Source organism: uncultured Roseibium sp., assembly GCF_963675095.2.
GTDB lineage: Bacteria > Pseudomonadota > Alphaproteobacteria > Rhizobiales > Stappiaceae > Roseibium.
The window spans coordinates 46,445-63,197 of the sequence record NZ_CAXXSJ010000027.1; the positions used below are offsets into that span (position 1 = coordinate 46,445).

Annotated in this window: 12 protein-coding genes; 7 read left to right on the forward strand and 5 right to left on the reverse strand. The window is 59.3% G+C overall.

What is annotated here, in order from left to right; translation table 11 throughout:
- Positions 1-31: 31 nt before the first annotated feature.
- On the reverse strand, positions 32-1,009 hold the full coding sequence (locus tag ABIN98_RS09135) for a mitochondrial fission ELM1 family protein (RefSeq protein WP_346909361.1): 978 nt from the start codon (positions 1,007-1,009) through the stop codon (positions 32-34).
- Positions 1,010-1,197: 188 nt separating this feature from the next.
- Here ABIN98_RS09135 and ABIN98_RS09140 point away from each other — a divergent pair, with 188 nt between their 5' ends.
- From ABIN98_RS09140 to ABIN98_RS09150, 3 genes are all read left to right on the forward strand, one after another.
- Positions 1,198-1,668 (forward strand): Lrp/AsnC family transcriptional regulator, encoded by a 471-nt coding sequence (locus tag ABIN98_RS09140; RefSeq protein ID WP_346909363.1) that lies wholly within the window; start codon positions 1,198-1,200, stop codon positions 1,666-1,668.
- A 248-nt stretch (positions 1,669-1,916) separates the two neighbouring features.
- Positions 1,917-3,665: an EAL domain-containing protein gene (locus ABIN98_RS09145; protein ID WP_346909365.1), complete on the forward strand. Its 1,749-nt coding sequence runs from the start codon at positions 1,917-1,919 to the stop codon at positions 3,663-3,665.
- A gap of 26 nt (positions 3,666-3,691) precedes the next feature.
- Positions 3,692-4,042, forward strand: a complete 351-nt coding sequence (locus ABIN98_RS09150) for a VOC family protein (RefSeq protein WP_346909367.1) — start codon at positions 3,692-3,694, stop codon at positions 4,040-4,042.
- Between the two features lie 97 nt (positions 4,043-4,139).
- Here the strand turns inward: ABIN98_RS09150 and greA are convergent, their stop codons facing one another.
- From greA to ABIN98_RS09165, 3 genes are all read right to left on the reverse strand, one after another.
- A complete protein-coding gene (gene greA, locus ABIN98_RS09155; RefSeq protein WP_346909369.1) occupies positions 4,140-4,613 on the reverse strand; it encodes a transcription elongation factor GreA in 474 nt (157 codons plus the stop codon).
- Positions 4,614-4,821: 208 nt separating this feature from the next.
- Positions 4,822-8,184 carry a carbamoyl-phosphate synthase large subunit gene (gene carB / locus ABIN98_RS09160; protein WP_346909371.1) on the reverse strand — a complete coding sequence of 1,121 codons (3,363 nt, stop codon included), beginning with the start codon at positions 8,182-8,184 and terminating at the stop codon, positions 4,822-4,824.
- Between the two features lie 169 nt (positions 8,185-8,353).
- Positions 8,354-8,629 (reverse strand): helix-turn-helix transcriptional regulator, encoded by a 276-nt coding sequence (locus ABIN98_RS09165; RefSeq protein WP_346909372.1) that lies wholly within the window; start codon positions 8,627-8,629, stop codon positions 8,354-8,356.
- Between the two features lie 937 nt (positions 8,630-9,566).
- On the opposite strand from ABIN98_RS09165, the gene ABIN98_RS09170 reads away from it, so the two are divergent.
- Positions 9,567-10,010, forward strand: a complete 444-nt coding sequence (locus ABIN98_RS09170) for a MerR family transcriptional regulator (protein WP_346909374.1) — start codon at positions 9,567-9,569, stop codon at positions 10,008-10,010.
- A 135-nt stretch (positions 10,011-10,145) separates the two neighbouring features.
- On the opposite strand, the gene carA is transcribed toward ABIN98_RS09170, so the two are convergent.
- Positions 10,146-11,330, reverse strand: coding sequence for a glutamine-hydrolyzing carbamoyl-phosphate synthase small subunit (gene carA, locus ABIN98_RS09175; protein ID WP_346909375.1), 1,185 nt, complete (start codon positions 11,328-11,330; stop codon positions 10,146-10,148).
- A gap of 242 nt (positions 11,331-11,572) precedes the next feature.
- On the opposite strand from carA, the gene ABIN98_RS09180 reads away from it, so the two are divergent.
- From ABIN98_RS09180 to rpoD, 3 genes are all read left to right on the forward strand, one after another.
- Positions 11,573-12,076 (forward strand): GatB/YqeY domain-containing protein, encoded by a 504-nt coding sequence (locus ABIN98_RS09180; protein ID WP_346909376.1) that lies wholly within the window; start codon positions 11,573-11,575, stop codon positions 12,074-12,076.
- A gap of 201 nt (positions 12,077-12,277) precedes the next feature.
- Entirely contained in the window at positions 12,278-14,233 is a 1,956-nt protein-coding gene (gene dnaG, locus ABIN98_RS09185; protein WP_346909378.1) for a DNA primase, read from the forward strand.
- Between the two features lie 425 nt (positions 14,234-14,658).
- A complete protein-coding gene (gene rpoD, locus ABIN98_RS09190; protein ID WP_346909380.1) occupies positions 14,659-16,683 on the forward strand; it encodes an RNA polymerase sigma factor RpoD in 2,025 nt (674 codons plus the stop codon).
- The last annotated feature ends 70 nt before the right edge of the window (positions 16,684-16,753 follow it).

Genomic DNA, 16,753 nt, shown 5'->3' on the forward strand with positions numbered 1-16,753 from the left:
CGTCGGAACGGCCGGGCCCGGTATGCTTTTGTCAGTCCGTCCGATGTCTTGCGAATCTCTTCAGAATTTCGCTGGCGATCATCGGCGTACTGTCCAGCGGCTCGTAGGTAGTGTTTTTTAGCGGCCCCGGAAAGGGGTGAATGATCCCAAGTGAGGTCAAAGTCCCCAGAAAGCGGTCAATTTTCGGGTGATCGCCGTGCGGTGTGAACACGTGGACCGGTTTTCCGGTGGCTGCCGCCTCGCCGATCATGTTGGTCGAATCGGCCGTTGCGACAATGGCATCCGCCTTGGCGAGATAGGGGGCGAGCGGATTTTCGCTGCTGCCGTTCCAAAGAAGACAGTTCGGTGATGCGGCAAGTTGTTCCAGCCGCTGCTTGAGCGGCTCCGGCGTCCGGCGGGATGCCGTGATCATCAAGGATGCGCCGTCGTCGTCCATAAGCCGTGTCAGTCCTGCGCTCAGGTTCTCGATATCGCTTTCTGTAAACGTGTGATGACGGCTGTCGCCGCCGATCAGGACGGCGACGCGCGGATGGGCAAGGGCATCGATTTGCGGATGCGATCCTGCCCGGAGATCCGCCAGAACCTGGCGTGTAAACCGGTGCGGCGCGGTCGGTGTCGCGATCACGTTCGCACCGCGCAGGCCATCGTGCTCGGGCACCCAGATCAGATCGGCTGTTTCCGGCCCGGTGCGCGGATCTTTCAGGAACACGGTGAAGGTTCGCCCCTGGGAGGCCTTTTTAACCCGCCTCAGATAGGCCACGGCGCGCCGTCCTGAAGCGATGGCGATATCCGGAAAGGGTGGGGCAATCGGACTGCCGGGCCGGCTTTCCCTTTCCCGCGGATCGATCGGTCCCCACGGCATGATCCAGGAAAACGGCGGACGGGGGGCTACCTTGCGGATCTCGTAACCGGTCCCGAGTGCCTCCGCCACGCCGATGCACTGGGCTTCGTCCCCTGCCTTGCCATCTGTCAGGACCCAACAACTTTCAGGCGCTGGTGATATAGGCACGGGAATCCTGTTGTGATGTTTCTGAATCATGCGCGATTTTGTTATAGTCTTGCACAAATGCGCAAAAAATCATAATTCGGCTAGGGTGAACCATTCGGCCGGATTCTCTGCGGATTGGTATTCGATTTTCCAGATCAAGGCCGTATCCGGGCTGGCCGGACATCATAAAGCGGCCCGGGAGAACAAGAGTGAAAGCGCGGCTTGATGCAATCGACTGGCACATCCTGAAAGAGTTGCAGGAAGACGGGCGGATGACGAATGTCGAACTCGCCCGTAGGGTCGGAATTTCCGCTCCTCCCTGCCTGCGCCGTGTCCGCGCGCTGGAAGAAGCTGGATTGATCCGCGGCTACCGGACGCTTCTGGATGAAAAGCAGTTGGGCTTCGATGTGACCGCCTTTGCCATGGTTGGTCTGCATAGTCAGAAAGAAGCCGATCTGATCGCTTTTGAAAAAACCGTTCAGGCCTGGGATGTCGTTCGTGAGAGCTACATGCTTTCCGGCGAAGTCGACTTCCTGTTGAAATGCGTTGCGCCGGATCTGCAAAGTTTTCAGAATTTCGTCATCAGCGAATTGACGGCTGCAGCAAACGTGGCGAGCGTGCGCACAGCGCTGACCATTCGGCGTACCAAAGATGAACCGATTGTTCCGATCGATGACTGATCGCCTATATTAAGTAACGTAACGGCAGTTTTATATTATAATATAATATATGTATTATATTATTTCTTGAGTGAGAGCGAAGAAAATCCTTTGTCCGCTTTTCTTCGGCAATTTTCATGACAGTTTACGGCGCATTAACATTGCCTTCTACATGATGCCCTACGTAGATAAACTTACTAGCAAGAGACGCGCTCTGATGCCGGAATAAAGTTGGGAGCCGGTGTCAAAGTCTTTTGCAGGGGGGCGTAGTGAGGACGACGCTGCAGATTTCAATCGATGATCTTCCGGATGGTGTCGTCATATGCGACCCCACCGGCACGATCCTGGCATTCAACGGCGCGTTAGAGCGGTGTTTCGGATATTCGCACAACGACCTGATTGGCCGGAAGATCGAGATCCTCATTCCCGAACGGTTTGCGGGGCACGAGAAGCTGCGTGAAACCTATGCTCAGAATCCGGTTTCCCGGCCTATGGGGTCAGTCCAGCGGATCTTCGGCAGACGGAAGGATGGATCCGAACTCCCGCTCGATGTTTCGTTGAGCAAATTGAACGACCAGGGAGATATCATCTGTTTTGCCCGCGATGCCTCGGAACACGTGAGGCTGGCGGAAGAAATCAGAAAGTCGGCCTATTACGATCCGGTCACAGGCGTCTTGAACCGGCGGGCCTTCAACGAGGATCTGGCGGAGGCCATGTCCGGTCTGGATATTCGCCCCAACGGGGTCTGTATCGCGCTGTTCGATCTCGACCATTTCAAGGACGTGAACGACACTCTGGGACATTCGGTCGGGGACAAGCTGCTGGTGGCTTTTTGCGACCGGCTGCGCGAAGTCATGCATGATCAAATGCGCCTTTACCGGATTGGCGGAGACGAATTTGCGCTGATCCTGCCGACCTGCGCTGATCCTCAAAATGCCTACGCTTTCGTGGAAACGGTGATCTGGAACGTGCGCAAACCGGTTGTCGTCGATGCCCACGAGATCACCATCGGATGCAGTGCCGGTGTGGTGCATGCGCCGGAAAACGGGAAGACCCCCGACGAACTGATGAGCAATGCCGACCTTGCGCTCTATGAAGCCAAGATCATTCGTGGCCGGGTTTCCAAGTTTACGCCGGACCTGCGGGAAGCAGTCGAAGAACGGTTCGCGCTGATGCCGGAATTGAAGGCAGCATTGGAAAAGGACCAATTCGAGTTGCACTTCCAGCCGCAGATCGATATCCGCAGCGGCCGGATCGTTGGCGCCGAGGCGTTGCTGCGGTGGAACCATCCCAATAGAGGCTTGCTGACGCCGGACTGCTTTATCGACCTTATCACAGCAAGCGACATGTCTATCAGCGTCGGCCGTTGGGTCCTGACACAGGCATGCGCCCAGGCGCAGAAGTGGCGCTCGCTTACAGGCCGGCCGCTGAAAGTTGCGGTCAATCTGTTTCCACGGCAGACTTACTCAAAATCCCTTGTCAACGATGTCACCTGGGCTCTGGCAGACACCGGTCTGAGCGCCGGTTCGCTGGAGCTGGAGCTGACCGAAAACACCATCCTGGATTCGTCCGAGAATTTCATCGAGGTTCTGGGGTATCTCAGGGGGCTGGGGGTGACGATCGGACTGGACGACTTCGGAACCGGCTATGCGTCCTTGAACAGTCTCACGAGATATCCGGTCGATACGATCAAGGTGGACCGAAGCTTCGTTTCGGGTTCGGCGGGCAAACCGGAGAGCCAGGCGGTCCTGCGGGCAATGGTGATGCTTGCACGCGAGTTCGGGCTGGACTCGGTCGCCGAAGGTGTGGAAACGGCGGAGGAGGCGCAGATTGTCGAACAGATTGGTTTCAATCTCGGGCAGGGCTACATATGGAGCCGTCCGGTCGGTGGTGTGGAATTCGAAGAGCTTCTGAAGGCCGGCCGGCGGAAAGGCATGGCGGGGATGGAAGATCAGGACGGTGGCGGTGCGCCGCATGAGGCGCAGACCCATGATGCGGCACGGAGCGTTTCGGCCTGACCGGGCGACCGGCGCAAGGAAACGGGATGACTGTCAAACGCATCGTTACGAATATCGCCTCACCGAACGTCGGGGAGGCGGCCCGCTTCTATGGGGATGTTCTGGGAATTCGCATTGTCATGGACCACGGCTGGATCCAGACCTTTGCCGCTGAGGGAACTGCGACACCGCAGATCAGCATTGCCAGTGAAGGCGGGGCGGGAACCGAAGTGCCCGACCTTTCCGTTGAAGTCGACAATCTGGATCAGGTCCTGGAGCGCGCCCGCTCGGGTGGATTCGAGATCCTCTACGGGCCGGCAATCGAACCCTGGGGTGTCAGGCGCTTCTTCGTGCGAGACCCCTTCGGCCGAGTGGTCAATATTCTCCAGCATCAATGACCAAAAGGCGACTGCCGGCGGTCCGGGTGGAACACGCCGTCAGAAGCCGTTTTGATTGGGCTGGAGATTTAATGCCGGCCGTCAGGCCGGGGCCCGGTCAGATGAATTGAACGCCGACGATTTCGTAGGAATGCGAACCGCCGGGTGCAGAGACTTCGACGCTGTCGCCGACGGTCTTGCCGATCAGGGCACGGGCGATCGGAGAGGAGATCGAAATCTTGTTCTGCTTCACGTCGGACTCGACGTCGCCGACAATCATGTATTTCTTCTCTTCCTCGGTGTCCTCGTCGATGAGGGACACCGTGGCGCCGAACTTGACCACGTCGCCGGACAGCTTGGTCACGTCGATCACTTCCGCACGGGAGAGTTTGTCTTCCAGCTCGGTGATCCGGCCCTCATTGTGGCTCTGCGCTTCCTTGGCGGCATGATACTCGGCGTTTTCCGACAGATCGCCATGCGCGCGGGCTTCCGCGATCGCATCCACGATACGCGGGCGCTCTACCGACATACGCTGCTTCAATTCCTGTTCCAGCATCGCGTAACCGGCGGAGGTCATCGGAACTTTTTCCATTGGTCACAGACCTTCAGCTTACCGGGTCCCCTTTTCAGGACCTCGTATCATAAAAAGAAACCCAGCCGGGAAAGGAACACTTTCCCGGCCGGGGGGCTAGCCCACATTTCTCGCACTCCCATTGCCCTGGTCCCCAAGTTTCCCTGGTATTCCGTGCCGATCGACGCAGGGCAAAGGGAGTGCGAGAAGGGCGGGCCGGATAATAGCCTCAAGCGAAGTAAGATTGCAAAGGTCTCACTTCAAGGTTGCCTTCCTTGTGGGCGACGATGCCCTTGGCAGCCGCTACCGAGCCAGCAAGCGTGGTGTAGTAGGGCACCTTGTTCATCAGCGCTGCCTGACGCATCGAGCGGCTGTCGAGAAGGGCCTGAGCGCCTTCCGTGGTGTTGAAGACAAGCTGTACTTCGCCGTTCTTGATCGCATCGACGATATGCGGTCGTCCTTCCAGAACCTTGTTGATTTTCTTGCAGGAAATACCCTCATCCTGCAGGAATTTCTGGGTGCCGCCGGTGGCAATGATGGTGAAGCCCGCCTGTTCCAGCATGCGGACCGCCTCGACCACGCCCACCTTGTCCTGATCCCGCATGGAGACGAAGACCGTTCCTTTTTCCGGGACGCCGGTGCCGCAGGCGATCTGCGACTTGGCAAATGCGGTGGAAAAGGCGCCGTTCAGGCCCATGACTTCGCCCGTTGAGCGCATTTCCGGTCCGAGAACCGTGTCGACACCGGGGAAACGGGTGAACGGGAAGACGGCTTCCTTGACGGCGATGTGCTTTAGTTCCTTTTCCACAAGGCCGAAGGAGGCGAGGCTTTCGCCCGCCATGACGCGGCTTGCGATCTTGGCGACCGGATCGCCGATGGTCTTGGCGACGAAGGGCACGGTGCGGGAGGCGCGCGGGTTGACCTCAAGAACGTAGATCTCACCGTCCTTTATGGCGTATTGCACGTTCATCAGGCCACCGACTTCCAGAGCCAGGGCCAGAGCCGTGGTCTGGCGCTTCAGTTCCGCAATGATGTCCTTCGACAGATTGTAGGGCGGCAGGGAGCAGGCGCTGTCGCCGGAGTGAATGCCAGCTTCCTCGATATGTTCCATGATGCCGCAGACGAAGACGTCCTTACCGTCGCACAGCGCATCCACGTCCACCTCGACCGCTCCTTCCAGGTAACGGTCGAACAGCAGCGGGTTGGTGCCAAGCAGGGTGTTGATCTGGCCGGTCTTGTCGTTCGGATACTTCGCCCGGATGTCACCGGGGACAAGTTCGGGCAGGGTGCCGAGCAGATAGGAATTGAGGGCCTCCTCGTCGCGAATGATCTGCATGGCCCGGCCGCCCAGCACATAGGACGGACGCACGACCAGCGGCAGGCCGAGCTTGCCCGCGATCAAACGGCCCTGCTCGACGGAATAGGCAATACCGTTTTCCGGTTGCTTCAGATCGAGCTTGACCAGAAGTTTCTGGAACCGGTCCCGGTCCTCCGCAAGGTCGATCATGTCCGGGGATGTACCGAGAATCGGCACACCGGCCTTCATCAGCGCCTGCGCGAGCTTCAGCGGCGTCTGGCCGCCGAACTGGACGATGACACCGTGAAGTGTGCCGTTTTCCTGCTCCTTGCGGATGATCTCCAGAACGTCCTCGGCGGTCAGCGGCTCGAAGTAAAGCCGGTCGGAGGTGTCGTAGTCGGTGGAAACCGTTTCCGGATTGCAGTTGATCATGATGGTTTCATAACCGACCTCTTCCAGGGCAAAGGCGGCATGGCAGCAGCAGTAGTCGAATTCGATACCCTGGCCGATCCGGTTCGGTCCGCCCCCCAGGATGACCACCTTCTTGCGGTCGGAGGGCGCCGCCTCACAGGCGAGGTTGCCCATGAAAGGCGCTTCGTAGGTGGAGTACATGTAAGCGGTGGGGGAGGCGAACTCGGCCGCGCAGGTGTCGATCCGCTTGTAGACCGGGTGCACGTCCAGCTCCGCGCGCAACTTCGCGATATCCGCTTCGTCCTTGCGGGCGAGGGCGGCGAGCCGGGCATCGGAAAAGCCCATGGACTTCAGCTTGCGCAGCATCTGCCCGCTTTGCGGCAGTCCGTGGGTGCGTACCTTGGCTTCCATATCGACGATGGCAGCGATCTGTTCCAGGAACCAGGGGTCGATGGAACTGGCCTCATGGATCTCCTCCAGGCTCATGCCAAGGCGCATGGCCTGGGCGACATTGAGCAGGCGCGTCGGTGTCGGAACCGAAATCGCGGCGCGGATGGCGTTCTTGTCGTCGCCCTGATCGAGGCCCGGGATCTCGGTTTCGTCCAGTCCGGTCAGTCCGGTCTCCAGGCCGCGCAGAGCCTTCTGCAGGCTTTCGGCGAAGGTGCGGCCGATCGCCATGACTTCGCCGACGGATTTCATCGCCGTGGTCAGCACCGGTTCGGAGCCGGGGAACTTCTCGAAGGCAAAGCGCGGGATCTTCGTGACCACGTAATCGATGGACGGTTCGAAGGAGGCCGGGGTCGCGCCACCGGTAATGTCGTTTTCCAGCTCGTCCAGGGTGTAGCCGATGGCAAGCTTGGCCGCGATCTTGGCGATCGGGAAGCCGGTTGCCTTGGACGCGAGCGCAGAGGAGCGCGACACGCGCGGGTTCATTTCGATCACGACGAGGCGGCCGTTGTCCGGATTGACGGCGAACTGCACGTTCGAGCCGCCGGTTTCCACCCCGATCTCGCGCAGCACGGCGATCGAGGCGTCGCGCATGATCTGGTATTCCTTGTCGGTGAGCGTCAGCGCCGGGGCGACGGTAATCGAGTCGCCGGTGTGCACGCCCATCGGATCGACGTTCTCGATGGAACAGATGATGATGCAGTTGTCCGCCTTGTCGCGGACGACTTCCATCTCGTATTCCTTCCAGCCGAGCAGGCTCTCGTCGATCAGGACCTGGCCGACCGGAGAGGCGTCGATACCGGAACGGACGATGGCTTCGAATTCCTCGCGATTGTAGGCAACCCCACCACCGGTGCCGCCGAGGGTGAAGGCCGGCCGGATAATCGCCGGCAACCCGATATCGTCGAGCGCCTTCATGGCCTCCAGGACGCCGGTGGCGCGGTCGTAGCCGACGATCTTGCCTTTTTCGTTCCTGATTGCCGGGGACGAGGCAATGGCGGCGCGCGGGTTCTCCAGGCCGATGGTATCCATGGCGGCGCGGAATTTCTCGCGGTCTTCGGCCTTCTCGATGACGTCTGCGCGGGCGCCGATCATTTCGACATTGAACTCTTCCAGGACGCCCATCTGCTCCAGATCGAGCGCGCAGTTGAGCGCGGTCTGGCCGCCCATGGTCGGCAGCAGGGCGTCGGGACGTTCCTTCTCGATGATCTTGGCGACGATTTCCGGCGTGATCGGCTCGATGTAGGTGGCATCGGCGAGATCCGGGTCGGTCATGATCGTTGCCGGGTTCGAGTTCACCAAGATGATGCGGTAGCCCTCTTCTCGAAGGGCTTTGCAGGCCTGCGTTCCGGAATAGTCGAATTCGCAGGCCTGGCCGATCACGATCGGACCGGCGCCTATGATGAGAATGGAGGAGATGTCAGTACGTTTTGGCATCGGGGCTCGCATCGGCCGTTTCCGCGCAGGCCTAGCGGCCCACCGGTTCGGCTCGTTCCATTATGGTTGTCTATGTTGGCTGAGCGCGTCTTATAGGGAAAACTATGAGGCGTGGAAACCCCGCGTGGAGGCTAAATTCCGTTTTCACGACGCATGGGCGCGCAAAACGTTAATTCCCGGTAGGAGCCTCGTCTGCCGGCAGGGCATTATTGCCGTCAAAATCGACGATTCCTTCCGACAGGGCATAACAGGCGAGGCGAATCGACTTGGGAATTTCGACCGGGCGACCATCCCGGTTGCCTTTTTCGTAATACTGGATCATCCGCTTCTTGAGCCCCAGCTGATCGGCAGCTTCCTTCTGCTTCAACCCGAGTGATCGTCTCCATTCACGGAACTGATCCGGGCTCATAACGGGGGCGGCATGTGAGTTCTTGGTATCGGCCATGTCATCTATCGTGCTTGCCGGTCGGGCAAATGAACGAGCATTTGCGGGCAAGATGTCCGAAGTCTCTCGTGTTCAGCGGTTAAGTCCGTTCCGGCTTCCGTGATCCTGCAAGAGCCGGAAAACGCAGCCGGAAACTCATTAACCGACAAAATAATGAAGCGCTACATAAGCTTCGTTCGAAAACAGAAAAATCTTGAACGGTCGGGACTGTCAATGCGGAAGTGCACTTTGTGCCACAATTGCAGAGGCGGGGTTTCCTCCCGGACAAATCGTCTCATGCGCACGCTTTTAAGCGTTAAGTGTCGTTTTCCTGCATTATTTTCTGGGGACGGTTTGACCAACTCAATGGTTGTAACTGAAACTATCTAAGCTCAGACTATTCGGAAGCGAATTGTTAACACCTAAAACAAAGCAGAATATAACACTCAGGAATATCGGCGTTTTTACAGAGGGTGGTGTTTATTTTTTCGCCGGGGAAGAGGAGGTGAGATTGTTTTCAGGCTGGACATTTGCTTTTACGCTGCCTTTATTTCGAAGCGTATATTTCATGTAAATATTATCGATAATTAATATTATAAAGCACCTGAAAGGCTATGTGTCTCTGTAAAATTTGCATAAAGATCATAAGTTGCAGTTTATGTGTCGTAAAAAGATCTCTCTTATTAAAAAAAATTCTATTTTTTGGCAATTCGCGCCAATTTCTTGAAAATGACGTGGATTAGCTGTTCGAAAATAGTGTAAGAGAGTTATGTGAAAGCTTACGCGGTTTGGAGTTCGACCGCTTCCGTTCCTGTCCGTCATGTATAGTGATGGGAACTGCAGCGCTCGCGGGTATTCGGCGTGTGGGATCCGATGAATACGGAGGTGGGCCGTATCATTTGGATGCCGGATAGTCAGCAAGCCGTGAAAAAAAACGAGAAACTATCGGGCAAGTTTGATGAACAACATAGCTATGAACATAGTCGCCGTTCCGGATATCGCGGGGCCGGTCGAAAATGCCGCAACCGAAAACGAAGTTCTCGCAATTTCGGAAATGTCGGAACTGTTCGGCGTCACACTCCGAACACTGCGGTTTTATGAGGAAAAAGGCCTTCTTCATCCCGTGAGGCGGGGCGCACGCCGCTTTTACGGTTCACGAGATGTCGGCCGCATGCGCGTGATCCTGCAGGCGAAGAAGATCGGTCTTACGCTGGCGGAAATCCGCCGGGTGATCAAGCTGGTTGAAAGCGACACGCCGAAAACGGACCAATACCGTGAGCTTCAGGGCATCTGCCAGGCGCAGCAGGAAATGTTGCACGAGCAGAAGGCGCTTTTGGACGAGCAGGTTACCGAAGTCGACGACGTCCTGACGGCATTGAACAAGCTGGTGGCTGCCAACTAGCAGAACGCGTGGCGCGCCTGCTTCCTCCGGCGCGGACGCCAAAAGCCACTTTCTGTCGTAAAAAAGGCCCGAATTGTTTCCGGGCCTTTTTTATTTCGCGATCTTTTGCGGAACCGGCCGGTCCTGTTTAATCGGTCAGGCCGCTTTTTTCGTTTCCCGCATGAAATCCGTGAAGCGCTTGAACAGATAGTGGCTGTCACGAGGCCCAGGCGACGCTTCCGGGTGATATTGAACCGAGAACACCGGCTTGCCCTTCAGGCGAATACCGCAGTTGGATCCGTCGAAAAGGGAGACGTGGGTTTCTTCCACGCTGTCCGGGAGGCTCTTGGCGTCGACGGCGAAGCCGTGGTTCATGGACGTGATTTCCACCTTGCCGGTCGTGTGATCGTGCACCGGGTGATTGGCGCCGTGGTGCCCCTGGTGCATCTTCACGGTCTTGCCGCCGAGTGCCAGCGCCAGCATCTGGTGGCCCAGGCAAATTCCGAAGACCGGGATGTCGCGTTCGACGAGTGCCTTGATGGTTTTTGTCGCATATTCACCGGTGGCGGCCGGATCGCCCGGTCCGTTGGACAGGAACACGCCGTCCGGCTGATAGGCCAGAACGTCTTCGGCCGTGGCGGTCGCCGGCAGCACGGTGACATCGCAACCGGCTTCCGTCAGCAGGCGCAGGATATTGCGCTTGATGCCGAAGTCGAGGGCGACGACCTTGAATTCGGCCGTGCCGGCCTTGCCGTAGCCGGCGTCCCACTTCCAGGTGGTTTCATCCCAGTTGTGGGTCTGCGTCGTGGACACGTCCTTGGCCAGGTCCATGCCTTCCAGGCCCGGCCACCCGGCGGCCTTCTTCTTCAATGCGTCGATATCGAAGGTGCCGTCCGGCGAATGGGCGATCACGGCGTTCGGGACGCCCTTTTCACGGATCAGTGCGGTCAGGGCGCGGGTGTCGATGCCGCTGATGCCGATGATGCCGCGCGCCTTGAGCCACTGGTCGAGGCGGCGGGAGGCGCGATAGTTGGACGGATCGGTCACGCCGGCATTCAGCACACAGCCGCGAATGCCGCTGTCGGCGGCCATGTTGACGGTCTCGATATCTTCTTCGTTGGTGCCGACGTTGCCGATATGGGGAAAGGTGAAGGTGATGATCTGGCCGGCGTAGGAGGGGTCGGTCAGGATCTCTTCATAGCCGGTCATTGCCGTGTTGAAACAGATTTCTCCAACGGCGTCGCCGGTGGCGCCAAGGCCTTCACCCTCGATCACGCTGCCGTCGGCAAGTACGAGGAGGGCTGTCGCCGGCTTTATGGACCATGCGTCTGCAGTCGTCATGTCTTGCGTTCCAGGTGTTGTTGGTGACATCATGCGCTGCAGGAAGGGCGTGAGCGCGCGGGCATGGGCCCGTCAGATTGCCATCTGCATTAAGCGCGGGACTCTAGGGTAAGCCATCTCGATCGTCAACAGAGATCCTGTGAAAAAAAGGCTATATCTTTCAACAACTTGCTTTGATATGGGTTGAAGGCGGACTTGGGGCGCCCTAAAGTTTGCGGCAGCCGCGGGGGCAGTGGAAAAGCATGCGCGAGAAAATAACCATCGCACTCAAGCAGGCGCAGGAGGCCGGCGAAAAACGCCGTATCGCCACCTTGCGCCTGGTTCAGACGGCCTTGAAGGACCGGGATGTCGCCGCACGCGACAGCGGCCGTGACGGGGTCAGTGATGACGAAGTCATTGATATCCTGGAAAAAATGGTTCGTCAGCGGGAGGTGTCCGCTCAGGAATTCGAGGAAAGCGGGCAGCTGGATCTGGCCGAGCAGGAACGCGGGGAAGGCGAAATCATCCGGGAATTCCTGCCGAAGAAGCTGGACGAAGACGAGATTCGCTCGATCTGCGAGGAAACCGTGCGCGATATCAATGCCCATGGTCTGCGCGATATTGGCCGGTGCATGTCGGAACTGAAGGCGCGTTATCCGGGGAAAATGGATTTCGTCCAGGCGTCCTGCGTGGTCAAGGACCTGCTGCGCTCCGACGGACCGAAAGAGGCGGATATCCCGCCCCGAAAGGCCGGCGAGGGCGCGTGAAGACCTGAAAGTGGCCGGGCAACCGGAACTGGAGTTATGCCCAGGTTAGCCACAGGGCGTGCGCGCGAACAGGGCGACTCGTGCAGGCGACTCGCTCTGGCCGTATTTTACTCCTATCTTCGCACCTCAAGGTCCGGGTATTGCCGGACATAGTGACAACATGTGCTCCTGACGAAACTCAGGCGCGTTTCGGCGGACTTCATGCGTTTCGACAATCGGCTCCTCGATGAAATAAGGGCCCGGATCACCCTGTCTGATCTGGTTGGCCGTCGGGTGACCTGGGACCGGCGCAAGACGCAGCCGGGCAAGGGCGATTTCTGGGCCTGTTGTCCGTTCCATCAGGAAAAATCCCCGAGCTTCCACGTGGACGACCGGCGCAACCGCTACAAGTGCTTCGGCTGCGGTGCTTCGGGGGACCATTTCCGCTTTCTGACCGAAACCGAGGGATTGAGCTTCCCCGAAGCGGTGGAGCGGCTGGCCGAACAGGCCGGCGTGGCCTTGCCCGCACCGGATCCGCAGGCGGCGCGCCGGGAAAAGCAGCGCGCCAGCCTCGCCGACGTGTGCGAGATGGCCGCGCAGTTTTTCCAGGCGGAATTCGCCACCTCAAGGGGCGAAACGGCACGGTCGTATTCCCTGAAGCGCGGGTTCACGCAGGAGACCCTGCGCGAGTTCCGCTTTGGCTACGCGCCGGACAGCCGGGATTCGCTGAAACGCTATCTGATCGGCAAGGACGTGCCGGAAGAGATGATGGTCGAAGCCGGCCTGATTATCCGGCCTGAGGGCGGGCGTCCCACCTATGACCGGTTCCGCGGACGTCTGATGATCCCGATCCAGGACGAACGGGGGCGGGTTGTCGCCTTCGGCGGCCGGACACTCGATCCGGACGGCCAGCCCAAGTACCTGAATTCTCCGGAGACGCCGCTGTTCCACAAGGGCGTCATGTTGTTCAACGCCCACCGGGCGCGCGAACCGGCCTTCAAGTCAGGCCAGGCGGTCGTGGTGGAGGGCTATCTCGACGCGATTGCACTTTGGCAGGCCGGTGTGAAGCATGTGGTTGCCACGCTCGGCACGGCGTTTACCGAAGATCAGGTGATGCGGCTGTGGAAATTCGCAGCCGAACCGGTTGTCTGTTTCGACGGCGACGTGGCCGGTGTCGCGGCCGCCCATCGGGCGATCGACCGCATCCTGCCGGTTCTGCGCAGCGGCTATTCGTTCCAGTTCTCATTCCTGCCGGACGGCATGGACCCGGATGATCTTGTCCGGGAACGCGGTCTCGCCGGTTTCGAGACCGAGATCGAGCGTGCCCAGCCCTTGTTCGATGCGGTCTGGGAGCGGGAGATTGGCGTTGCCCGGCTGGATACGCCGGAACGCAAGGCGGCTTTGGAAAAGCGCTTCGACGACCTGATCGAGACCATCCGCGACCAACGGGTCCGGCGGCGCTATCAGCTCGACATCAAGCTGAAGCTGTCCAATCTGTTTTTCGAATTGGCCCGGCAACGGCGCGGAGACAGGAACAAGGACAATTTTGCGAGCATTACCGGCGCCGCTCCGGCCCGTGTCGATGCGCCCGATGCGCCGCTTTTTGGAACAGAGCGCCTGGTCTGCGGGCTGTGCGTGCGCTATCCGCAACTGCTCGATCGTCATCTGGAACGGATCGCCAGCCTGTGGTTTTCCGACGATCTGCACCGGCGGTTTCGCGACGCCCTGTGCCGGATTGCCGATGACCGGGACGGAGCGCCGGTAACGGAACTGGCAGGCACTGCCGACGAACCCTTGCAGCAGCTTCTGGCGGAAATGATCGCCGATCGCTCGGCCGGCCTGCAGGAACGCAACGGCGGGGCCTTTTCCGCGCTCATTCAGCGCTTTCCGCTTCTGCGCAATCATCCGCCCGAAGACTTCGTCGAGGCTGTCTTCCTGCATTTCCTGGATGTGCTGGAGCTGCGCACCCTGGAAAACGAACTGGAGATGGAAATGGCCGCAAGCGAGGCGGAACTGGACGAGGATGCCTGGAACCGCATACGGGCCGTGACCCAGGATCTGAGCCGCCGCCGTGAGGAATGCGTGCGCGAAGAAGCCGAACTCGCCGAGCGGGCAAAGAAGATCAAGGCGACGCCAATGCCCGTTCCTGAGCCGGCTTCCGCGGCGGCCAGTGCCTGATATGTGCTAAATCTGCACAAAAGCACATTTTTTTAGCCGAATCTGATTGACCTTCGGCGAATCGCACTTGCGAATCGTAAACGGCAAGCTAAATACAACATCTGCAGCAGCAAGCGCCGCGGCATGGCACCGAGCCCCCGGCAAATATTCTCAAAGAGGCTGCAACAACCCGTATCGGACGCGGTGTGGCAAATGGATGGTCATTTGCGCAGGCGTTACGCTTGTGGTTTCGGGTCAGGCTTTTTTAGCCGCCTTTGACGCCACGGTTAATTGGGACTTAAGGGACACGGTTTACAACCCGATTCGATAAGCCAATGCAATGGGCTGCGCGGTCGTGAGGCTGGCGCGCCGGTTGTCGGGTCGGAGTAAACAGATTTTGGGCGCGGCGCGGCCTTTCACAACGGGCCGCGGTTCTGGAGCAAAATATGGTAGCTAAGGCGACACAAGCAGACGACACGCAGGAAACCAGCACAGAAGGCCCGGACGGCCCCTTGCTCGACCTGTCGGATGCCGCAGTCAAGAAGATGATCAAGGCCGCGAAGAAGCGCGGCTACGTTACCTATGACGAGCTGAACGAAGTCCTGCCCTCCGAACAGGTGTCTTCCGAAAAGATCGAAGATACCATGTCGATGCTGTCTGACATGGGCATCAACGTGATCGATTCGGACGAAGTCGACGACGCGGCCGCGGAAGACGTGGACGGCGGCGGCGACCTGGTCGCGGCAAGCTCCGGCGCCGTGGCCAAGACGACCACGACCAAGGAGCCGGCCGACCGGACCGACGATCCGGTGCGCATGTATCTGCGCGAGATGGGATCCGTCGAGCTACTGTCGCGCGAAGGCGAAATCGCCATTGCCAAGCGCATCGAGGCCGGCCGCGAGGCCATGATCGCCGGCTTGTGTGAAAGCCCGCTGACCTTCCAGGCGATCATCATCTGGCGCGATGAGCTCAACGAAGGCAAGGTTCTCCTGCGCGACATCATCGACCTGGAAGCGACCTATGCCGGTCCGGATGCCAAGGCGGGGCCGACCAGCGCGAACGACGACGAGGAGCAGGGCGAAGAGGAAGAAGAAACCTCTGCCAGGACGGCTCCGGAATCCAAGACCGGCGCCGAAGGCGAAACGGAGTCCGAAGGCGAGGGCGAAGGTGAGGACGGCGAGGACGACGACGAGTTCGAAGCCAACGTGTCGCTTTCCGCGATGGAAGCGGAACTGAAGCCGGCCGTTCTGGAAACCTTCGATCGGGTCGCCGACAGCTACAAGAAGCTGCGCCGCCTGCAGGATCAGCTCGTTGAAAACAAGCTGGCCAACCGGACGCTGTCTCCTTCCCAGGAGCGCCGCTACAAGAAGCTGAAGGAAGAAATCGTCGTCGACGTGAAGAGCCTGTCGCTCAACCAGAACCGTATCGACGCCCTGGTTGCCCAGCTCTACGACATCAACAAGCGGCTGATGGGCTACGAAGGCCGTCTGCTGCGTCTGGCCGACAGCTACAACGTCGACCGGACCGACTTCCTGAAACAGTACCAGGGCGCGGAACTCGACCCTAACTGGCTGCGCAAGGTGGCGAACCTGTCCACTCGCGGGTGGAAGACCTTCATCGCCAAGGAAAAGGAAACCATTCGCGAGCTGCGTCAGGAGATCCAGACGCTGGCGACCGAAACCGGTCTCGAGATCACCGAATTCCGCCGCATCGTCGCCATGGTCCAGAAGGGCGAGCGCGAAGCGCGCATCGCCAAGAAGGAAATGGTCGAGGCGAACCTGCGTCTCGTGATCTCCATTGCCAAGAAGTACACCAACCGCGGCCTGCAGTTCCTGGACCTGATCCAGGAAGGCAACATCGGCCTGATGAAGGCGGTGGACAAGTTCGAATACCGCCGCGGCTACAAGTTCTCCACCTACGCCACGTGGTGGATCCGGCAGGCGATCACCCGATCGATCGCCGACCAGGCCCGCACGATCCGTATTCCGGTGCACATGATCGAGACGATCAACAAGATCGTCCGCACCTCGCGCCAGATGCTGCACGAGATCGGCCGTGAGCCGACCCCGGAAGAACTGGCCGAAAAGCTGCAGATGCCGCTGGAAAAGGTGCGCAAGGTCCTGAAGATCGCCAAGGAGCCGATCTCGCTCGAAACCCCGATCGGGGACGAGGAAGATTCGCACCTGGGTGATTTCATCGAGGACAAGAACGCGGTCCTGCCGATCGACGCGGCGATCCAGTCGAACCTGCGCGAGACCACGACCCGCGTGCTGGCGTCGCTGACGCCGCGCGAGGAACGCGTGCTCAGAATGCGCTTCGGGATCGGCATGAACACCGACCACACGTTGGAAGAAGTCGGCCAGCAGTTCTCGGTGACCCGTGAACGTATCCGCCAGATCGAGGCCAAGGCGCTCAGAAAGCTGAAGCACCCGAGCCGCTCGCGCAAGCTGCGGTCGTTCCTGGACAGCTAGGCGGACAGGCAAATCAAACGAAGAAAGACCCGGCGGCAACGCCGGGTTTTTTGTCTGGAACCATTGAAAG

Coding starts and splice junctions, on each gene's coding strand:
- ABIN98_RS09165 (WP_346909372.1), bottom strand. CDS start 8,629: ATGGCCGATACCAAGAACTCACATGCCGCCCCCGTTATGAGCCCGGAT.
- dnaG (WP_346909378.1), top strand. CDS start 12,278: ATGCGTTTCGACAATCGGCTCCTCGATGAAATAAGGGCCCGGATCACC.
- greA (WP_346909369.1), bottom strand. CDS start 4,613: ATGGAAAAAGTTCCGATGACCTCCGCCGGTTACGCGATGCTGGAACAG.
- ABIN98_RS09180 (WP_346909376.1), top strand. CDS start 11,573: ATGCGCGAGAAAATAACCATCGCACTCAAGCAGGCGCAGGAGGCCGGC.
- ABIN98_RS09150 (WP_346909367.1), top strand. CDS start 3,692: ATGACTGTCAAACGCATCGTTACGAATATCGCCTCACCGAACGTCGGG.
- ABIN98_RS09170 (WP_346909374.1), top strand. CDS start 9,567: ATGAACAACATAGCTATGAACATAGTCGCCGTTCCGGATATCGCGGGG.
- carA (WP_346909375.1), bottom strand. CDS start 11,330: ATGACGACTGCAGACGCATGGTCCATAAAGCCGGCGACAGCCCTCCTC.
- rpoD (WP_346909380.1), top strand. CDS start 14,659: ATGGTAGCTAAGGCGACACAAGCAGACGACACGCAGGAAACCAGCACA.
- carB (WP_346909371.1), bottom strand. CDS start 8,184: ATGCCAAAACGTACTGACATCTCCTCCATTCTCATCATAGGCGCCGGT.